The organism is Martinezella multihospitum (genome assembly GCF_900094585.1).
GTDB classification, from domain to species: domain Bacteria; phylum Pseudomonadota; class Alphaproteobacteria; order Rhizobiales; family Rhizobiaceae; genus Rhizobium; species Rhizobium multihospitium.
The window spans coordinates 89294-106993 of record NZ_FMAG01000012.1 but is presented as its reverse complement, the minus strand read 5'-3'; the positions used below and the strand labels follow the sequence as shown (position 1 = coordinate 106993).

At 61.1% G+C, this 17700-nt stretch carries 17 protein-coding genes; 13 read left to right on the top strand and 4 right to left on the bottom strand.

Features of this window, described 5'->3' with window-relative positions:
• Nucleotides 1-60 precede the first annotated feature (60 nt).
• The 3 genes from GA0061103_RS31755 to GA0061103_RS31745 all read left to right on the top strand — a co-directional run bounded on the left by GA0061103_RS31755 (nt 61) and on the right by GA0061103_RS31745 (nt 3227).
• Nucleotides 61-1935: a M23 family metallopeptidase gene (locus GA0061103_RS31755; RefSeq protein ID WP_092719175.1), complete on the top strand. Its 1875-nt coding sequence runs from the start codon at nt 61-63 to the stop codon at nt 1933-1935.
• Nucleotides 1936-2155: 220 nt separating this feature from the next.
• Nucleotides 2156-2737 (top strand): TetR/AcrR family transcriptional regulator, encoded by a 582-nt coding sequence (locus GA0061103_RS31750; protein ID WP_092719317.1) that lies wholly within the window; start codon nt 2156-2158, stop codon nt 2735-2737.
• A gap of 112 nt (nt 2738-2849) precedes the next feature.
• Entirely contained in the window at nt 2850-3227 is a 378-nt protein-coding gene (locus GA0061103_RS31745; protein ID WP_092719173.1) for a DUF427 domain-containing protein, read from the top strand.
• On the opposite strand, the gene GA0061103_RS31740 is transcribed toward GA0061103_RS31745, so the two are convergent.
• The 4 genes from GA0061103_RS31740 to GA0061103_RS31725 all read right to left on the bottom strand — a co-directional run bounded on the left by GA0061103_RS31740 (nt 3224) and on the right by GA0061103_RS31725 (nt 7469).
• On the bottom strand, nt 3224-4294 hold the full coding sequence (locus GA0061103_RS31740) for an ABC transporter ATP-binding protein (RefSeq protein ID WP_092719171.1): 1071 nt from the start codon (nt 4292-4294) through the stop codon (nt 3224-3226). The genes GA0061103_RS31745 and GA0061103_RS31740 overlap by 4 nt on opposite strands.
• A gap of 21 nt (nt 4295-4315) precedes the next feature.
• The gene (locus tag GA0061103_RS31735; RefSeq protein WP_015341575.1) at nt 4316-5164 is read right to left on the bottom strand and encodes a carbohydrate ABC transporter permease; all 849 of its coding nucleotides are present in this window, start codon (nt 5162-5164) and stop codon (nt 4316-4318) included.
• Nucleotides 5157-6095, bottom strand: coding sequence for a carbohydrate ABC transporter permease (locus GA0061103_RS31730; RefSeq protein ID WP_092719168.1), 939 nt, complete (start codon nt 6093-6095; stop codon nt 5157-5159). Before GA0061103_RS31730 ends, GA0061103_RS31735 begins: the two co-directional genes overlap by 8 nt.
• A 72-nt stretch (nt 6096-6167) precedes the next feature.
• The gene (locus tag GA0061103_RS31725) at nt 6168-7469 is read right to left on the bottom strand and encodes an ABC transporter substrate-binding protein (RefSeq protein WP_092719165.1); all 1302 of its coding nucleotides are present in this window, start codon (nt 7467-7469) and stop codon (nt 6168-6170) included.
• 220 nt (nt 7470-7689) lie between these two features.
• On the opposite strand from GA0061103_RS31725, the gene GA0061103_RS31720 reads away from it, so the two are divergent.
• The 10 genes from GA0061103_RS31720 (at nt 7690) to GA0061103_RS31680 (ending at nt 17533) form a co-directional block, all read left to right on the top strand.
• A complete protein-coding gene (locus GA0061103_RS31720; RefSeq protein WP_092719162.1) occupies nt 7690-8892 on the top strand; it encodes an ROK family transcriptional regulator in 1203 nt (400 codons plus the stop codon).
• Between the two features lie 40 nt (nt 8893-8932).
• Nucleotides 8933-10033, top strand: a complete 1101-nt coding sequence (locus tag GA0061103_RS31715; protein ID WP_092719159.1) for a Gfo/Idh/MocA family protein — start codon at nt 8933-8935, stop codon at nt 10031-10033.
• A gap of 24 nt (nt 10034-10057) precedes the next feature.
• Complete coding sequence (locus GA0061103_RS31710; RefSeq protein WP_092719156.1) at nt 10058-10699, top strand: ThuA domain-containing protein; 642 nt, start codon at nt 10058-10060, stop codon at nt 10697-10699.
• Between the two features lie 484 nt (nt 10700-11183).
• On the top strand, nt 11184-11324 hold the full coding sequence (locus GA0061103_RS35180) for a hypothetical protein (protein ID WP_167376677.1): 141 nt from the start codon (nt 11184-11186) through the stop codon (nt 11322-11324).
• A 97-nt stretch (nt 11325-11421) separates the two neighbouring features.
• Nucleotides 11422-12504 carry an ABC transporter ATP-binding protein gene (locus GA0061103_RS31705; protein WP_092719314.1) on the top strand — a complete coding sequence of 361 codons (1083 nt, stop codon included), beginning with the start codon at nt 11422-11424 and terminating at the stop codon, nt 12502-12504.
• A gap of 9 nt (nt 12505-12513) precedes the next feature.
• A complete protein-coding gene (locus GA0061103_RS31700) occupies nt 12514-13584 on the top strand; it encodes an ABC transporter ATP-binding protein (protein WP_092719153.1) in 1071 nt (356 codons plus the stop codon).
• A gap of 2 nt (nt 13585-13586) precedes the next feature.
• Nucleotides 13587-14459, top strand: a complete 873-nt coding sequence (locus tag GA0061103_RS31695) for a carbohydrate ABC transporter permease (RefSeq protein WP_015341585.1) — start codon at nt 13587-13589, stop codon at nt 14457-14459.
• A gap of 47 nt (nt 14460-14506) precedes the next feature.
• Nucleotides 14507-15376, top strand: coding sequence for a carbohydrate ABC transporter permease (locus GA0061103_RS31690; RefSeq protein ID WP_245304937.1), 870 nt, complete (start codon nt 14507-14509; stop codon nt 15374-15376).
• 12 nt (nt 15377-15388) lie between these two features.
• The gene (locus GA0061103_RS31685; protein ID WP_092719151.1) at nt 15389-15676 is read left to right on the top strand and encodes a DUF2160 domain-containing protein; all 288 of its coding nucleotides are present in this window, start codon (nt 15389-15391) and stop codon (nt 15674-15676) included.
• Nucleotides 15677-15802: 126 nt separating this feature from the next.
• Nucleotides 15803-17533, top strand: coding sequence for an ABC transporter substrate-binding protein (locus tag GA0061103_RS31680; protein WP_092719148.1), 1731 nt, complete (start codon nt 15803-15805; stop codon nt 17531-17533).
• Nucleotides 17534-17700: the final 167 nt, after the last annotated feature.

The window sequence follows — 17700 nt, the reverse complement described above, 5'->3', positions numbered from 1 at the left end:
AGATTTTGCCATGATTTGCCCTAGTTTGGGCCCACCGCAATCTGCAGGGTTCCTCACTTCATGGCCGAAAGTCCATTGCGCGTTCAATTTCCTGCAGAGGCTGCGATCCAGGCGCGGCCACATCACGATTTTCATATTCCCTTTCTGCCCCGCTCCGCCCATCTTCGCCATCTGATCATCATCGGTCTCGCTGGCACTGCGTCCTTCGGCCTGCTCGCCACCGTGCTCTATCCCTTGCTGGCGCGTCACGCGATCGAACGGGCAACGCCGGTGCGCACCTCCCAGCTCGCGCGCTCTCAGCCAGCCATGCGCAAAGCCAGCAGGCTGGCTGCAAAACAGCGTTTCGACGGTGCCCGCTTTGCGCAGGTGGCCGAAAAACTATCCAGCGGCGAAACCCGTATCTTCACCTATCATCGCACGACGCTGGTCTTCAAATCCGACGAAACCGCCCTGGCGCGTGACGGCGCTCGCGCCATCAATGCCTCCTATGGCGACGAGCGCGCCGACAACGTGGCATTTTCGCCGCCGTCGCTTTCCGATATCCGCCACGGTATCTATCCGCAGAGCAGCACGCGCTATGATGCGGTCCGCCGTTCCCGCTTCCCCGTTCGCGGTGTGCCTCTGAACGTCAGCGTATCACGCGCCACGACCGGCGAAGCCGGGCGCGAATTCCACCGCCTGGTCTCCATGCCGAAGGACAAGCAGGATCTGCAAGACATCCTCGCCTCGGCAGGCCTCGGCAGCGATGCTGGAGACGAGCTGCAGCGCGCCCTAGAGACCGATACTGTTTCCCCGGGCGACAGCCTGGAACTGCTGCTTGAGAAGAAAGGCCCCAATGCCCGGCCCAAGCTGATCATGGCGCGCCTCAGCGGCGACAAGACGCCGGAGCGCGTCGTTGCCCGCGACGATGCCAATGGCTTCGTGCCGATGGCCAATGACAGGCTGTTTTCCACGCTCTATAGCGAAAGCCAGGCCGACGCTCCATCCTCGACGGAGGTTGCCGCGGTCGATCTCAAAGGCGTCGACGAAAGTGACGAGAGGGCGGTTAGCGACAAGCTCGAAAGAGCCGGCCTGACCAAGGAATATGCCTCGCAGCTCATAAAGCTCGCCAAGGCCAAGGGCATTTCGCTGACCAGCATCGATGAGGCTCCCGACAGCGTCGACCTGCTCTTCCGCAAGGCAGACGACGGCCGGAGCGAGCTGATGTTCATCGAATTCCATGCCGATGGCGACACGCACCGCTTTTATCTGCACAAGAACGAAGGCGAAGGCCCCTCGGAATTCTACGACGAGAGCGGCCACTCGATCGCCAAATCGCTCGTGCACCGCCCCGTGCCAAACGGCACGCTTGGCGATGGCTTTGCCTGGCGCATCCATCCCATTCTCGGCGTGAAGAAATTCCACAATGGCGTCGATTTCCGCGCCCCGATGGGTAGCCCCATCCAGGCCGCCGGTGACGGCGTCGTCGAAAAGATCTCCTGGGAAACCGGCTACGGCAAATATGTACGCATCCGCCACGACGGCGGCTACGAAACCACCTATGCCCATATTTCGGCAACGCCGTCGGATCTGCGCGTCGGACAGCGCGTCACCCAGGGCCAGGTCATCGCCTATGTCGGCTCGACGGGCTACTCCACCGGGCCGCATCTCTACTACGAGCTGCGCGTCAACGGCCGTTACGAAAATCCGCTGACAGCGCAGTTGCCTGCCGGCACCAATCTGACGGGCAAGTCGCTCGACAGCCTGCGCTCGCAGGTCAACCATGTCGAGAACATCATGAGCTACCTCGACGTTCCGCCGGCTCGCGACAATCCGCCCACCCCCTTTGCCAACTTCGAGCAAGGCCCGAGCTTCGGGCCGAATTCAGGATCTGATTTCGGACCGAACTTGGGACCAGGCTTTGGGCCAAATCATTTCGGCGCACCGTCTCCATAAGTCGGCCAGAAATCCGCACGAACGTCCTTCCCGATTCTCGCAAGCCCGATTCCCGCTTGCGGCAATGGCGTCTCGCTGCCGAATGCGATAACAATCCTCCTGTATTTGGCCATGGAGAAGATATCGCCGCGCACTATCTGACGCGAATGCCGGATATCATCACGTGGCAATCCGCAAGGAGCAGAAATTGGCACGCAAGCCGTTGCCGGAACCAAAGCCTATGCTGCCGAATGAAAGCAAGCGTCTGCGCGCCGATGCGCGCCGCAACTATGACAAGCTGATCGAAGTGGCTGCACAAGCCTTCGCCAGCCACGGCACCGCCGCCTCACTGGAAGACATAGCTCGCCGCGCGGATGTTGGGATCGGAACGCTCTATCGCCATTTTCCGAGCCGGGAACATCTGGTGGAAGCTGTTTATCATCACGAAGTCGAAGCGCTGTGCGATGCCGCCGAGGAGCTTTCACGCGAGCGCGCACCGGATGAAGCCCTGGAGGAATGGATGCATCGCTTCGTCGGTTACATCGCGACGAAACGGGGCATGGCCGATAGCCTGCGCATCCTTTTCAACAGCAATTCCAAGCTCTTCGCCGACAGTTACGGCAAGGTGCCGGTCGTGCTCGCAAGCCTGATCGAGCGCGCAGTTGCCGCCGGCTCGATCCGCACCGACGTCGACAGTACCGACGTGCTGCAGGCGCTTTCCGGCACCTATTCCATGCCCAGTTCGCCGGAATGGTATGAGCGCTCCCGCCGCCTCGTGCGTCTCCTGATGGATGGATTGCGTTGGGGTGCGCGCAAGGGCTGATAATCCGGGCGGGGCATCCCTACATCTTCTGGAACAAAGTCAGCCTGGGCCGGTTCCCTACGGAGAAAGATGCGCCCAGCCGCCCTTGCAACTCATCTCAGGAAATCCAATCATGTCGGAAAGAGCAGTCAAGATCCCCGGTCCGGATCATCCGATCACGATCGAGGACAAGCAGGCCCATGTCATCGTCTCCGCCGCCGGCAAGGTCATCGCCGATACGCATGAGGCGTTATCGCTCAAGGAAGCGTCCTATCCAGCCGTCATCTATATCCCACGCAAGGATGTCGATATGTCGTTGCTGGAAAAGACCAGCCATGAAACCTACTGCCCTTACAAGGGCGAATGCTCCTATTACAGCATCCCGGCCGGCGGCGAGCGCTCGGTAAACGCCATCTGGAGCTATGAAACCCCCTATACGTCCGTCAGCCGGATCAAGGATTACATGGCCTTCTATCCGGATCGCGTCGATGCGATCGATGTGAGAACTTAAAGAGCCAGGCCACTCGCGGCATCGAAGACATAGACCTGTTCCGGGCTGACGGAGACGTTCAGCGGCTGCCCGTAGCGGACCGGCGCCTCGCCATCGACAACAGCCGTCACCTGTTCGCCGGCAAGGTCGAAAAGCACATGCGTCTGGGCGCCGGTCGGCTCGACGAGCAGCGTCTGGCCCGTGAGTGGCGAACCGGCACTTGCAAGGCTCAGATGCTCGGGCCTCAAACCAACCTTCACGCTCTGGCCCACCTTCACCTTGCGTTCCCCGGCAATGCGGATCGGCGTGCTGTCCTTCAGCCGTACGGCCGGCGCACCGTCGAGGCCCTCGACCGTACCGTCGAGGAAATTCATGGCCGGCGAGCCGATGAAGCCGGCGACGAAGAGATTGGCCGGCTTGCGGTAAAGCTCGATCGGCGTGCCCTGCTGCTCGATCTTCCCCTGGTTCAGCACCACGATCCGGTCGGCAAGCGTCATGGCCTCGATCTGGTCGTGGGTGACGTAGATCGAGGTGGTCTGCACCTTCTGATGCAGCGCTTTGATTTCGGAGCGCATCTGGACGCGCAGCTTCGCATCGAGGTTGGAGAGTGGCTCGTCGAACAGGAAGACGGCGGGGTTGCGCACGATGGCGCGCCCCATGGCGACGCGCTGGCGCTGGCCGCCGGAAAGCTGCGCCGGCTTGCGGTCGAGCAGCTTGGTGAGATCGAGCATGCGCGCGGCTTCATTGACCCGCTGTTCGATCACCTGCTTGGTCTCGCCCGAGAGCTTCAGGTTGAAGCCCATGTTCTCGGCGACCGTCATATGCGGATAGAGCGCGTAGGACTGGAAGACCATGGCGATGTTGCGCTCGCGCGGTGTCATGGCGTTGACCACCTGACCGCCGATCGACACGTCGCCATCAGTGATTTCTTCCAACCCGGCGATCATCCGCAACAGCGTGGACTTGCCGCAGCCGGAAGGGCCGACGAGCGCGATGAACTCGCCATCCTCGATCGAAAGCGAGATATCGTGGATGACGGTCAGCGCCCCATAGGCCTTGTGGATATTGTGCAGTTCGACGGATGCCATTTGTTTGTGCTCCAATAAGGCTCAGGATTTCACAGCGCCGGCGGTGAGGCCGGCAATGATGTGCTTCTGCGCCAGGAAGAAGACGATGACGGTGGGCAGGATGGTGAGCGTGATGAAGGCGAGCACCAGCTCCCATTCGGTACCGAATTCGCCGCTATAGACCATCATGCCGAGCGGCCAGGGGTAGATCGAATCCGAATTCAGCATGATCAGCGGCAGGATGTAGCTGTTCCAGCTGCCGACGAAGGAGATGATGCTGACGGTCGCAATGATCGGCCGCGAGAGCGGCAGCGAGATGTGCCAGAAGAAGCGGATGTAGCCGCAGCCGTCGACAAAGGCCGCCTGGAACAATTCTTCCGGAAGGTTTCGAAAATAATTCCGGAAGAGCAGAATGCTCATGCCGAGGCCGAAAGCCACCTGCGGCAGCACCACGCCCCAATAGGTATTGAGCAGGCCGAGATCGCGGATGCGGATAAAAAGCGGCAGGATGGCGGTCGCGGCCGGAAACATCAGGCCGATCAGGAAATAGTTCAGCAGGAAGTTCGAGCCGAAGAACTTCACATGCGCGAAGGCGAAGGCCGCCATCGCTGAAACTGACAGCGTCAGGAACACGGTCAGCACAGCGATGATCAGGGAATTCATCATCTGCCGCCAGTAGCGGTCGCCGAACAGGATGCCGGTATAGTTCTCGAAATGCCACTCGGCCGGCAGGCCGAAGGGGTTGGTGCGGAGATCGCCGAGCGTCTTGAAGCCGCCGAGCGCGGTCGTCAGCAGCGGGATCAGCACGATGGCGGCAATGATGGTCAGCGACACATAGAGATAAATCTTCGTGCCGGTGGTCAGTCGAACGGATGAGGCCAGATCAGTCATTGCGCATAAATATCCGTTTGTAGCCGAAGGCGAGGGTGACGCAGATCACGAACAGCACGACGCCGACGGCGCTGCCGAGGCCGACCTGCATGCGGGTGACGCCGAAATTGTAGAGGAAGGTCACCATCGTCTGGGTCGAGTTGAACGGGCCGCCGCCGGTGAGCGGCATGATCATGTCGAAGAGCTGCAGCGATCCGACAACGGCGAAGAACACGGAAAGACGCAGCGTCGAGCCTAAGAGCGGCAGCGTCACATAGCGGAACTTCTGCCAGCCGGTGGCGCCGTCGATCTCGGCCGCCTCCAGCACGCTCTTGTCCAGCGACTGCATGCCGGCGATGAACAGCATCATGTGAAAGCCGAAATATTTCCACACGATCACGCCGAGCACGGCGTACATCGCCAGGTCCTTGTCGGCGAGCACATAGGGCGTCGGCGTGCCGAGGAAATGCGCGATCGCGGCGAACAGGCCGTAGTCACCGTCATAGACGAAGCGCCAGATCAGGCCGGCGGCCACTTCGGCGAGTACATAGGGCAGGAAGAAGATCAGCCGGAAGAGCACGACGCCGCGAATGCGGTGCGCCAGCATCGTCGCCAGCCAAATGGCAAGCGGCACCTGGACCGCGATCGACACGACGATGATCAAAGCATTGTTCTTCAGCGACGTCAGAAAGGCGCCGTTCTTGAAGAGCACCTGGAAATTGCGCAAGCCCACGAACTCGGTCGGCGGCCCATAGCCGTTCCAGCGATAGAGGCTGTACCAGGCCGCTTCCCCCATCGGCAGGATGACAAAGATGGTGAAGAGCAGAAGAGCAGGCGGCAGGAATAGCAGGATAACGGGCATGCGGCCGCGCGCGGCCGGCGATTTTCGCTTCGCGGCGGGTCTCGCTCTTGCGACAGAGGGCATAGTGGTCGTGGCGCTGACATCGGTCATGGGCAGTCTCGACGATTGCAGTTCAAAGAAAAACCGGCGCCGGCACAAGGGAGCGGCCGGCGCCGGATGCCGCTAGAGCTGGTCCTGTTCGAAGGCGTCCTGGACCTGCTGCGCGCCATCCTTCGGCGTGATCTGGCCGGAGACGATACCGACGGCCACATCGTTGACGACGCGGCCGACGGAGGGGCCGAGATCCTGGTCGAAAAAGTTCTGGTGCCAGGTCGAATGCGCCAGCTGGTCGGCAGCTTCGTGCATCAGCGGACCCTTGACGCCGTCTTCGGCGCCGACGGCGACCGGGATGATCATGCCGGCTTGCGCCATGGTGCGCTCGTTTTCGGCATTGGTCAGATAGGCAAGGAAATCGAGCGCCTCGGGCGGGGCCTTCTTGGTGACGGCCCAGCCGTTCAGGCCGCCGAGCGTATCGGTCGGAAGGCCGGCACCGCCGGTCACGGCCGGGAAGGCGAAGCGGCCGATATTGTCATCCGCCAGACCCTTGCCGTCACCGGCATTGGTGCGCTGGTTGGCAACCGTATTTTCAAAGCCGAGGATCATAGCAGCCTTGCCGTCACCGAAGACACCGAGCGCCTGCGGCCAGGTGGTGCCGAGATAGCCGGGCTGGAAGGGTTCAAGCTTGCCGAGTTCGGCAAGCTGCTCACCGGCCTTGATAATGGCCGGATCGTTGAAACCGTTGCCCTTGCCGTTCTTGGCGTCGTTGAAGACCTGCTGACCGCCGTCGCGCATCACCAGATAGCTCCAGTAGAAATGGATCGGCCACTTCTCGCCGCCGCCGCCGGCGATCGGCGCGATACCGGCAGCCTTGATCTTCTTGACCGCGGCCAGATAATCGTCCCAGGTTTTGATGGCACTAGCATCGACGCCGGCCTTGGCGAACAGCGCCTTGTTGTAGAAGAAGGAAACCGTGCCGAGCTTGTAGGGTACGGCGCTGATCTTGTTATCGAAGGTCAGGCCCTTGACCGCCGCCTGATTATAGCTCTTCAGCCAGGCGCCATCCTTGGCGTTCATCGCCGCGGTCAGGTCCAGCAGCGTGCCGGTCTGCTGTTGCTGCTTGAGCACACCACCGCCCCAGCTGAAGAAGAAATCGGGAGCATCCTTCGATTGCAGCAATGTCGGCAGCTTCGCCTTGAAGGCCTCGTTGGCCAGGAACTGCATCTCGATCTTCGTGCCGGGGTGCTTGGCCTCATACTGGTCGGCGATCTTGCGCCAGACGGCGACATAGGTCGGATCGGTTTCCAGATGCAGCCATTTGACGACGGTGTCGGCGGCAGCGCCCGTCGCGCCGGCGAGAATCGCCAGTCCGGTCGTGGCGGCAATAGCGGCGATTCGAAGGGCCTTGGCCCCACGTAGATGGATCATGATGTTCTCCTCCCAAGGGAACCAAGAGCCTCAATATTTTTTCCCTTATGCGGAATAATTCAGCGGAGCTTTGCCGAAATGTCAACCGCCACCGCCAAATTTTCGGCAGATTGACCGCAAAATGGCTTGACATTGGGCAAGTGCCATAGGTTATTTAATTCGCACTCCGTTAAAAATACCAGGCCGCAGCCGAGCGGGTTCATCATTCGGCACGATTTTCATGAAAACAGCAGATCCCGAGCTTATGCGGGCGATAAACCGCTTCAATGTGCTGGATACGATCCGGCGGGCGGGCTCCATCGCACGTATCGAAATCAGCGACCGCACCCAGCTTTCGACCACGACGGTCTCGGCGATCACCGCGTCCTTGCTGGATGACGGGCTGATTCTCGCCCGCACCGAAGGCGACCTACGCGAGTCCGCCAGCCGCGGCCGGCCCCGCGTCATGCTGGAACTCAATCCGGATGCGGCCCGCGTCGTCGGCGCGAAGATCGCCGCCAACCGCATGGTTTTCGTCGTCACCGACTTCTGCGGCGAGGTTCTCTCGACGCTGACACTGGCATTACGCGTCGACCGGCAGCCGATCGGCGTCATCGCCGATCTGATCGAAGACGGCGTGCGCCGCTGTGTCGTTGACGCCAATCTGGCGCTGGACGAGGTCGATTCCGTCTGCCTCGGCCTGCCCGGCGTCGTCGAGCATCGCACCGGCCATGTCCGCACCAGCCCGATCTTCCGCGAGACGGGCGTCGATTTCGCCAAGGAAATGTCGGAGCGGCTGGGCGTGACCACCATCGTCGAAAGCGATGCGCATGCCATCACCCTCGCCCATCACTGGTTCGGCAAGGCGAGAGACCTCGACGATATGGTGCTGGTGTCGCTGGAACAGACGCTGGGGCTCGGCGTGCTGCATGGCGGCCAGCTCTTTCGCGGCGCCGGCGGTCTCAGCCACAATCTCGGCGATCTCGTGCTTGGCATGGGTTCCCAGGGTCTCATCAGACTGGCAAGCCTTGCCGGCGAAAGCGCTATCCTTGGCGACCAGCCGAGTGGCCGCTTCGCCGAAGCAATCCGCCTCGGCCGGGGAATGGCGCACGCCAAGACGCTGATCGACGCCGAAGATATCTCGCTGATCAGCGCGGCCATCCGCGCCGGCGAAGCCTGCGGCATGGCGCTCGCCAACATCGTCACGCTATTTGCCCCACCGCGCGTCATTCTGGTGGGATCGAGCCTGGCGCTCGGACAGCCCTTCCTCGACAGCCTGCGGGAGGCCTATTCACTGGCGATCCCACCGTCGATCAGGGGCGTGACCGAACTGGTTTTCGACCAGTCGACCGACGAGACCTGGGCGCAGGGTGCTGCGGTCGTGGCACTGCGCGAACTTTACGAATCGCCCTGGGGAACGACGGGACCGGCACCGGCCCTTTGATTTCGCGGGACAGCAAAGACAATTCATCTGGAGGAAGCTTATGAACAAGGTCGGTATCGGCATCATCGGCTGCGGAAACATTTCCGGCGCCTATCTCACCGCCATGAAATCCTTTCCCATTCTCGACATCAAAGGTGTCGCCGACCTCAATCGTGAACTCGCCGAGGCAAAAGCCGCCGAATTCGGCCTGAAGGCGGTCGATATCGCCACTCTGCTCGCCGATCCCTCCATCGAGATCATCGTCAACCTGACCATACCGAAGGCGCATGTCGCCGTTGGTCTGCAGGCGCTGGACGCCGGCAAGCATACCTATTCGGAAAAGCCGCTCGGCATCAATTTCGCCGAAGGCAAGAAGCTTGCGGATGCGGCTGCCGCCAAGGGCCTGCGCATCGGCGCAGCGCCCGATACCTTCCTCGGCGGCGGCCACCAGACGGCGCGCGCCATCATCGACGAGGGCGCGATCGGCATCCCGGTCGGCGGCACCGCCACCTTCATGTGCCCGGGCCATGAGCGCTGGCATCCGAATCCGGCTTTCTATTACGAAGTTGGCGGCGGCCCGATGCTTGATATGGGTCCCTATTACATCACCGATCTCGTCAACCTGCTCGGCCCCGTCTCGCAGGTCGCCGGCTTTGCGGTGACGCCGCGCAAGGAGCGCGTCATCACCAGCGAGCCGCGCAACGGCGAGCACATCCCGGTACATGTGCCGACGCATGTTGCCGGCGTCATGGCCTTTGCCAGTGGTGCGGTCGTCCAGATCGGCATGAGCTTCGATGTGGCTGGCCACAAGCATGTGCCGCTCGAAGTCTACGGCACCGAGGGCACGCTGATCGTGCCCGATCCCAACCGCTTCGGCGGCCCGGTCGAGTTTTTGAAAAAGGGCGGCGAATTTGCCGAGTGCGAGATCACCGCCCCCTATGCCGATGGCAACTACCGCTCGCTCGGCGTCGCCGACATGGCGCACGCCATCCGCTCGAACCGTCCGCACCGCGCCAACGGCAGCCTCGCGCTGCATGTGCTTGAGGTCATGGAAGCCTTCCAGACGGCTTCCGACAGTGGGCGCACGGTCACCATCGCGACGCAAACGGAGCGTCCGGCACCTCTGTCCGAATCCCTGGTGGATGGGCAGATCGGCCGCTAACGACACAATTTCAGGAGGACTATCATGCGTGAAGCACTTATCGTCTGGGGCGGCTGGAGCGGCCACGAACCGCAGGAATGCGCCCATATCATCCGCGACATGCTGGAAGAGGACGGCTTCAAGGTCTACCTCGAAAACAGCACCGAGGCCTTCGCCGATCCGTCGATCCACGATCTCAGCCTGATCGTGCCGATCGTCACCATGTCGAAGATCGAGAAGGAAGAGGTGAAGAACTTCGCCGCCGCGATCGAAAGCGGCGTCGGCATAGCCGGCTATCATGGCGGCGCAGGCGACTCGTTCCGCGAAAGCGTCGAGTATCAGTTCATCATCGGCGGCCAGTGGGTCGCCCATCCCGGCAACATCATCGACTACACGGTCAATATCACCCGCCCGGACGACCCGATCATGGAGGGGATCACCGATTTCCCCTACACGTCGGAGCAATATTACATGCATGTCGATCCGTCGAACGAGGTGCTGGCGACCACCACCTTCACCGGCGACCATGCCTACTGGATCGACGGTGTCGTCATGCCGGTTGCCTGGAAGCGCAAATACGGCAAGGGCCGCGTCTTCTATTCCTCGCTCGGCCACCAGGCCAAGGAATTCGACGTGCCGCAAATGAAGACCATCTTCCGCCGCGGCGCCAACTGGGCCGCGCGCTAAGCGCGCGCCGCATATTTCGAACATTGCCGCCCCTTATATTGTTTGAGGGGCGGTTTTCATTTGCAGCCCGATAATGGCGCGATCGCACAGACCGCGATGAAGAAAGCTCTCCAGAAGCTCCGCCCTGCTGCATCCCGCTATCGATCGCCTCCCCCAATTTACCCTCGGGCGTTGCAGATCTCGCCTTGCATTCAGTGCTGGCTCCGCTGCCATTTTAAGCGCTCAACTGTCGAAACGGACAACGGGACTTCCCGGCAACCGCGATCCGCGCGGATGCGGCGAAGAGCCCGTCGCCCCCATTTGCAATTCCAATCAATTGCTTACCTGGCATGCAATAAATCGCTAAAACACGCTCAAGATGAGATTAATGAAGCGAAACTGAAACGCGATCAGTTTTCGTTTGACATTCCTTTATCTTCATTTATCGTCATTCTTGTTTCGGTTTTCGCGTGAGGGATGCAAATCGAAACAGGGGGAGGGATAATTGTCCGAACATCAGATCGATACGGAAAATGGCATGGCTGGCGGCACCGTCTGCATGGCCATCGACGTCGCCTGGCGCAATCCTTGCCGGCGCGACAGTTCCGCGGGCAGATCGGCACAATCCACTTCCGAACAATCATAATCTCAGCAGCAGGCACCGTCCGGCAACGACAGGACGGATCGGTCTCTTCGCAATCCTCGCGGCGGCATTGATATGCGGCGCATGGAAGGAATCTATCGTGCTTGAACTCAGGGGCGTATCGAAGTCTGTCGGCGGCGAAACGCATATCGCAGAAACAAATCTGACGTTGCAGCGTGGCACGCTGAATGTGCTGCTGGGGCCGACGCTGTCGGGCAAGACCTCGCTGATGCGGCTGATGGCTGGCCTCGACAAGCCGACCACGGGCACGATCCATGTCGACGGCACCGATGTGACCGGCCAGCCGGTGCAGCGCCGCAACGTCGCGATGGTCTACCAGCAGTTCATCAACTATCCCGCGATGACCGTCTACGACAACATCGCCTCGCCGATGCGGTTGAGCGGCAAAAGTGCTGATATCATCGACCAGGAAGTAAAGAAAGCGGCCGATCTTCTGCGCCTCGGCCCCTTCCTTGATCGCCTGCCCTTGAGCCTCTCCGGCGGTCAGCAGCAGCGCACGGCGCTTGCCCGCGCCATCGTCAAGAATGCCGGGTTGGTTCTGCTCGACGAACCGCTTGCCAATCTCGATTACAAGCTGCGCGAGGAACTGCGTGCCGAATTGCCGAAGATCTTTGCCGAATCCGGCGCGATTTTCGTCTATGCCACCACCGAGCCATCCGAAGCCCTGCTTCTCGGCGGCAATACCGCCACCTTGTCGCAAGGCCGCATCACCCAATTCGGATCGACGATCGACGTCTTCCGCAATCCCCGGGATCTGATCACCGCCACCACCTTTGCCGACCCGCCGCTGAACACGATCACGCTCGACAAGCGTGGCCGGGAATTCGCGCTTGATGGCAACATCCGCCTGCCCGTGCCGAAGGGTTTGGAAGACCGGCCGGATGGCCGCTACACGATCGCCTTCCAGCCGCATCATCTGGCGCTTGCGCCGCAAACGCCGGAAGCCGTCGCCGCGCCGGCAAGGGTCATGGTGACCGAGATCACCGGCTCGGAGAGCTTCATCCACATCGATTTTGCCGGCCAGCGCTGGGTCATGCTGACCCAGGGCGTACAGGATATCGATGTCGACGATGCGATCGATGTCTATATCGACCCGCGCCACATCATGGTCTTCGACACCGATGGCTCCGCCGTCACTCCCGCCCTGCAACAAGCCGCCTGAGGAGAGACAATGGCCCGCATCGATCTTGACCACATCCGGCACGCCTACAACGACCACCCGAAATCCGACGCTGACTATGCGCTGAAGGAAGTGAACCACAGCTGGGAAGATGGCAGCGCCTATGCGCTGCTCGGCCCTTCAGGCTGCGGCAAGACCACCCTTCTCAACATCGTCTCGGGCCTCGTGCAGGCCTCCGAGGGCCGCATCCTGTTCGACGGCAAGGACGTGACGCGGCTGTCGACCCAGGAGCGCAACATCGCCCAGGTCTTCCAGTTCCCGGTCGTCTACGACACGATGACCGTCTACGACAATCTCGCCTTCCCGCTGCGCAACCGGCATGTTCCGGAGGCAGAGGTCAAGCGCAAGGTCGACGAGATCATCGAGATGATCGGCCTTTCCGACAGCGCTCACCGCAAGGCACGCGGGTTGACGGCCGATGCCAAGCAGAAGATTTCGCTGGGTCGCGGCCTGGTGCGTTCCGACGTCAACGCCATCCTGTTCGATGAGCCGCTGACGGTTATCGACCCGCATATGAAATGGGTGCTGCGCTCGCAGTTGAAGCAGCTCCATCGCCGCTTCGGCTTTACCATGGTCTATGTCACCCACGATCAGACGGAGGCGCTGACCTTCGCCGATAAGGTAGTGGTCATGTACAACGGCGAAGTCGTGCAGATCGGCACGCCAAACGACCTGTTCGAGCGCCCGCGCCACACTTTCGTCGGCTATTTCATCGGCTCGCCCGGCATGAACGTCATGCCCATCGAAATCGAAGGCAGCAGCGCACGCCTCGGCAACCGCACGATCGCGCTGCCCGGCGCACCGCTGGAAAAGCGTGGCGGCCGCTCCGAACTCGGTATCCGCCCCGAATTCGTCCGTATCGGCCGCGAGGGCATGCCCGCCACCGTCACAAAGGTCGAGGATCTCGGCCGCCGCAAGGTCGTCCGCGCCAAGCTCGACGGCCAGGACATCGTCGCCGTCATCGGCGAGGACCAGACGGTGCCGGCCGAGCCACACATCGCCTTCGATCCCGCCGGCATCAATATCTACGCCGACTCCTGGCGCATCGAAATGGGAGCCTGACGATGGAGAAGACCTGGAACAACAAAGCCTGGTTCATGCTCATTCCGGTTCTGCTGCTGGTCGGCTTTTCCGCCGTCATTCCGCTGATGACGGTCGTGAACTATTCGGTACAGGACACCTTCGGAAACAATCAATTCTTCTGGGCGGGCACGCAGTGGTTCGAAGAGATCCTCCACTCCGGCCGCTTCTGGGACTCGATGATCCGCAATCTGATCTTCTCCTTCGTCATCCTGGCGATCGAGGTGCCGCTCGGTATCTTCATCGCGCTCAACATGCCGAAGAAGGGCATCGGCGTTCCCGTCTGCCTGGTGTTGATGGCCCTGCCGCTGCTCATTCCGTGGAACGTCGTCGGCACGATCTGGCAGGTCTTCGGCCGCAGCGATATCGGGCTGATGGGCTACGTCCTCGTCAATCTCGGCATCGACTATAATTACGTCTCCGATCCGGCAGATGCCTGGGCGACGATCATCATCATGGACGTCTGGCACTGGACGAGCCTTGTCGTGCTGCTCTGCTACGCCGGTCTCGCTTCCATTCCGGATGCCTTCTATCAGGCCGCCAAGATCGATGGCGCCTCGCGCTGGTCCGTCTTCCGCTATATCCAGCTGCCGAAGATGAACCGCGTGCTTTTGATCGCCGTGCTGCTGCGCTTCATGGACAGCTTCATGATCTATACGGAGCCTTTCGTCGTCACAGGCGGCGGCCCGGGCAATTCGACGACTTTCTTGTCGATCGACCTCGTGAAGATGGCGCTCGGCCAGTTCGACCTCGGCCCGGCCGCAGCCATGTCGCTCGTCTATTTCCTGATCGTGCTCCTGCTGTCCTGGGTCTTCTACACCGTCATGACCAATTACGATGCGGGAGCAAGCCGATGAGCGGCAAACCTCTATCCACCACGGCCGATGACGCCGCGATGCACAAGATGGCCGCTTCCGCAGCCGTAAATGCGGCTGCTGCGACAGGCACGCAGGTTGCCCGCCGTCATGGCGAAAGGGGGCGTTTGTCCTGGCTGGTGCCGGCGATCTACATCATCTTCCTTTTGCTGCCGATCTACTGGCTCATCAATATGAGCTTCAAGACGAACGAAGAGATTATCAGCGGACTGACGCTCTATCCGCACCAGCCGACGCTGCGCAATTACACGATCATCTTCACCGATCCGTCCTGGTACAAGGGCTATATCAACTCGATCACCTATGTCGTCATGAACATGGTGATCTCGGTCGCCTGCGCCCTTCCAGCAGCCTATGCCTTCTCGCGCTACCGCTTCCTCGGCGACAAGCATGTGTTCTTCTGGCTGTTGACGAACCGCATGGCGCCGCCGGCGGTCTTTGCGCTCCCCTTCTTCCAGCTCTATTCGGCCTTCGGCCTGATCGACACCCATATCGCCGTGGCGCTGGCGCATTGCCTCTTCAACGTGCCGCTGGCGGTCTGGATCCTCGAAGGCTTCATGTCCGGCGTGCCGAAGGAGATCGACGAGACGGCCTATATCGACGGCTATTCATTCCCGCGCTTCTTCATCAAGATTTTCATTCCCCTGATCGCAAGCGGCATCGGCGTCGCCGCCTTCTTCTGCTTCATGTTCTCCTGGGTGGAACTCCTGATCGCTCGTACCTTGACGACGACCGATGCCAAGCCGATCGCCGCCGTCATGACGCGCACGGTCTCGGCTGCCGGCATGGACTGGGGCCTGCTTGCCGCCGCCGGTGTCCTGACGCTCATCCCCGGCGCACTCGTCATCTATTTCGTCCGCAACTACATCGCCAAGGGCTTCGCGCTCGGCCGCGTCTAAAGGAAAACCGCCATGAATACAGACTTTTCCTGGATGGCCTGGACGCTGCCGACGGCGCTGTTTTTCGCGACGATCCTGCTGCTGCTGATCGGCATGGCCGTGTGGGAGTATTTTGCTCCCGGCGGCAACCCTCGCCTCGGCATTCTGCGCTTTGAAACGACGCGCGGCGACCGGCTATTCATTTCGCTGCTCGGCGCCGCCTTCATCCATCTCGCCTGGCTGGGTCTGGGAGGCCCAAGCCTGTGGTGGGCTCTTGCTCTTTCCGTTGTTTACGCCATCGGCGTCTTCCGTCTGGTCTAGCGCGGAAATTCAACCCGTTACCGCCCCGTTGCCCATCCGGTCATGCGGAGCAGTAAGGCAAATCGATACAGACGGCCGGACATCCGGCCGGCTGACAATGCACTCGCAACCTGTAGGGAGGAATATATGCGACGGCATCTCTTGACGACAACGGCAGTTGCCCTGCTGGCCTTGGCTGGCACGGCGCACGCCGGCATGAACGAAGCCAAGACATTCCTGGACAAGGAGATCGGCGATGTTTCGACGCTCTCGCGCGCCGACCAGGAAAAGGAAATGCAGTGGTTCATCGATGCGGCCAAGCCTTTCCAGGGCATGGAAATCAAGGTCGTTTCGGAAACCCTGACGACCCACCAGTATGAATCGCAGGTTCTCGCTCCGGCCTTCACCGCCATAACAGGCATCAAGGTCACCCATGACGTCATCCAGGAAGGCGACGTCGTCGAGAAGATCCAGACACAGATGCAGACCGGCCAGAACCTCTATGACGGCTGGGTCAACGATTCCGATCTCATCGGCACGCATTGGCGCTATAAGCAGGTTCGTAACCTGACCGACTGGATGGCCGGTGAAGGCAAGGACGTCACCAATCCGGGCATCGATATCGCCGACTACATCGGCTCCAGCTTCACGACAGCTCCTGACAAGAAGCTCTACCAGCTTCCCGACCAGCAGTTCGCCAACCTCTATTGGTTCCGCTACGACTGGTTCAACGACGAGAAGAACAAGGCCGATTTCAAGGCCAAGTATGGCTATGATCTCGGCGTGCCGGTCAACTGGTCGGCCTATGAGGATATCGCCCAGTTCTTCACCGGTCGCGATGTCGACGGCAAGAAGGTCTTCGGCCATATGGACTATGGCAAGAAGGACCCGTCGCTCGGCTGGCGCTTCACCGATGCCTGGCTGTCGATGGCCGGCAACGGCGACAAGGGCCTGCCGAACGGCCTGCCCGTTGATGAATGGGGCATCAAGGTCGATGCCAATTCCCGCCCTGTCGGTTCCTGCGTCGCCCGCGGCGGCGACACCAATGGCCCGGCCGCCGTCTACTCGATCCAGAAGTATCTCGATTGGCTGAAGGCCTACGCCCCGGCGGAAGCGCAAGGCATGACCTTCTCGGAATCCGGTCCGGTTCCGGCACAGGGCAATGTCGCCCAGCAGATCTTCTGGTACACCGCCTTCACCGCCGACATGGTCAAGCCCGGCCTGCCGGTCATGAATTCGGACGGTACGCCGAAGTGGCGCATGGCTCCCTCGCCACATGGCGTCTACTGGAAGGACGGCATGAAGCTCGGCTATCAGGACGTCGGCTCCTGGACGCTAATGAAGTCGACCCCGGTCGACCGCGCCAAGGCCGCATGGCTCTATGCGCAGTTCGTCACCTCGAAGACGGTGGACGTGAAGAAAAGCCATGTCGGCCTCACCTTCATCCGCGAATCCACCATCCGCGACAAGAGCTTCACCAAGCGCGCGCCGGAACTCGGCGGTCTGATCGAGTTCTATCGCTCGCCGGCCCGCGTGCAGTGGTCGCCGACCGGCACGAACGTTCCTGACTATCCGAAGCTTGCGCAGCTCTGGTGGCAGGCGATCGGCGATGCCGCATCGGGTGCCAAGGACGCTCAAGGTGCGATGGACGCTCTTTGCGCCGACCAGGAAAAGGTGCTGCAGCGCCTGGAACGCGCCGGCGTTCAGGGCGACATCGGCCCGAAGCTCGCCGAAGAGCACGATCTTGCCTACTGGAACGCCGATGCCGTCAAGAACGGCCATCTCGCTCCGCAGCTGAAGATCGCGACCGAGAAGGAAAAGCCGATCACCGTCAATTACGACGAACTGGTCAAGAGCTGGGCTGACGCCCAGAAGTAGGCTTGATCGACAGTGAGATGCGGCGGTGCCGGGGTCTGGAAAGGCCCCGGCATTTTGTTGTTCCAGGGCTGAAGCACGACCTTTATCAGAAATGCCCTCACCCAGAGGCGCCCGACACAGGCGGCGGCGCAAACCAAAACCAAGGGAACGCGGATTCGTGCGCTGTC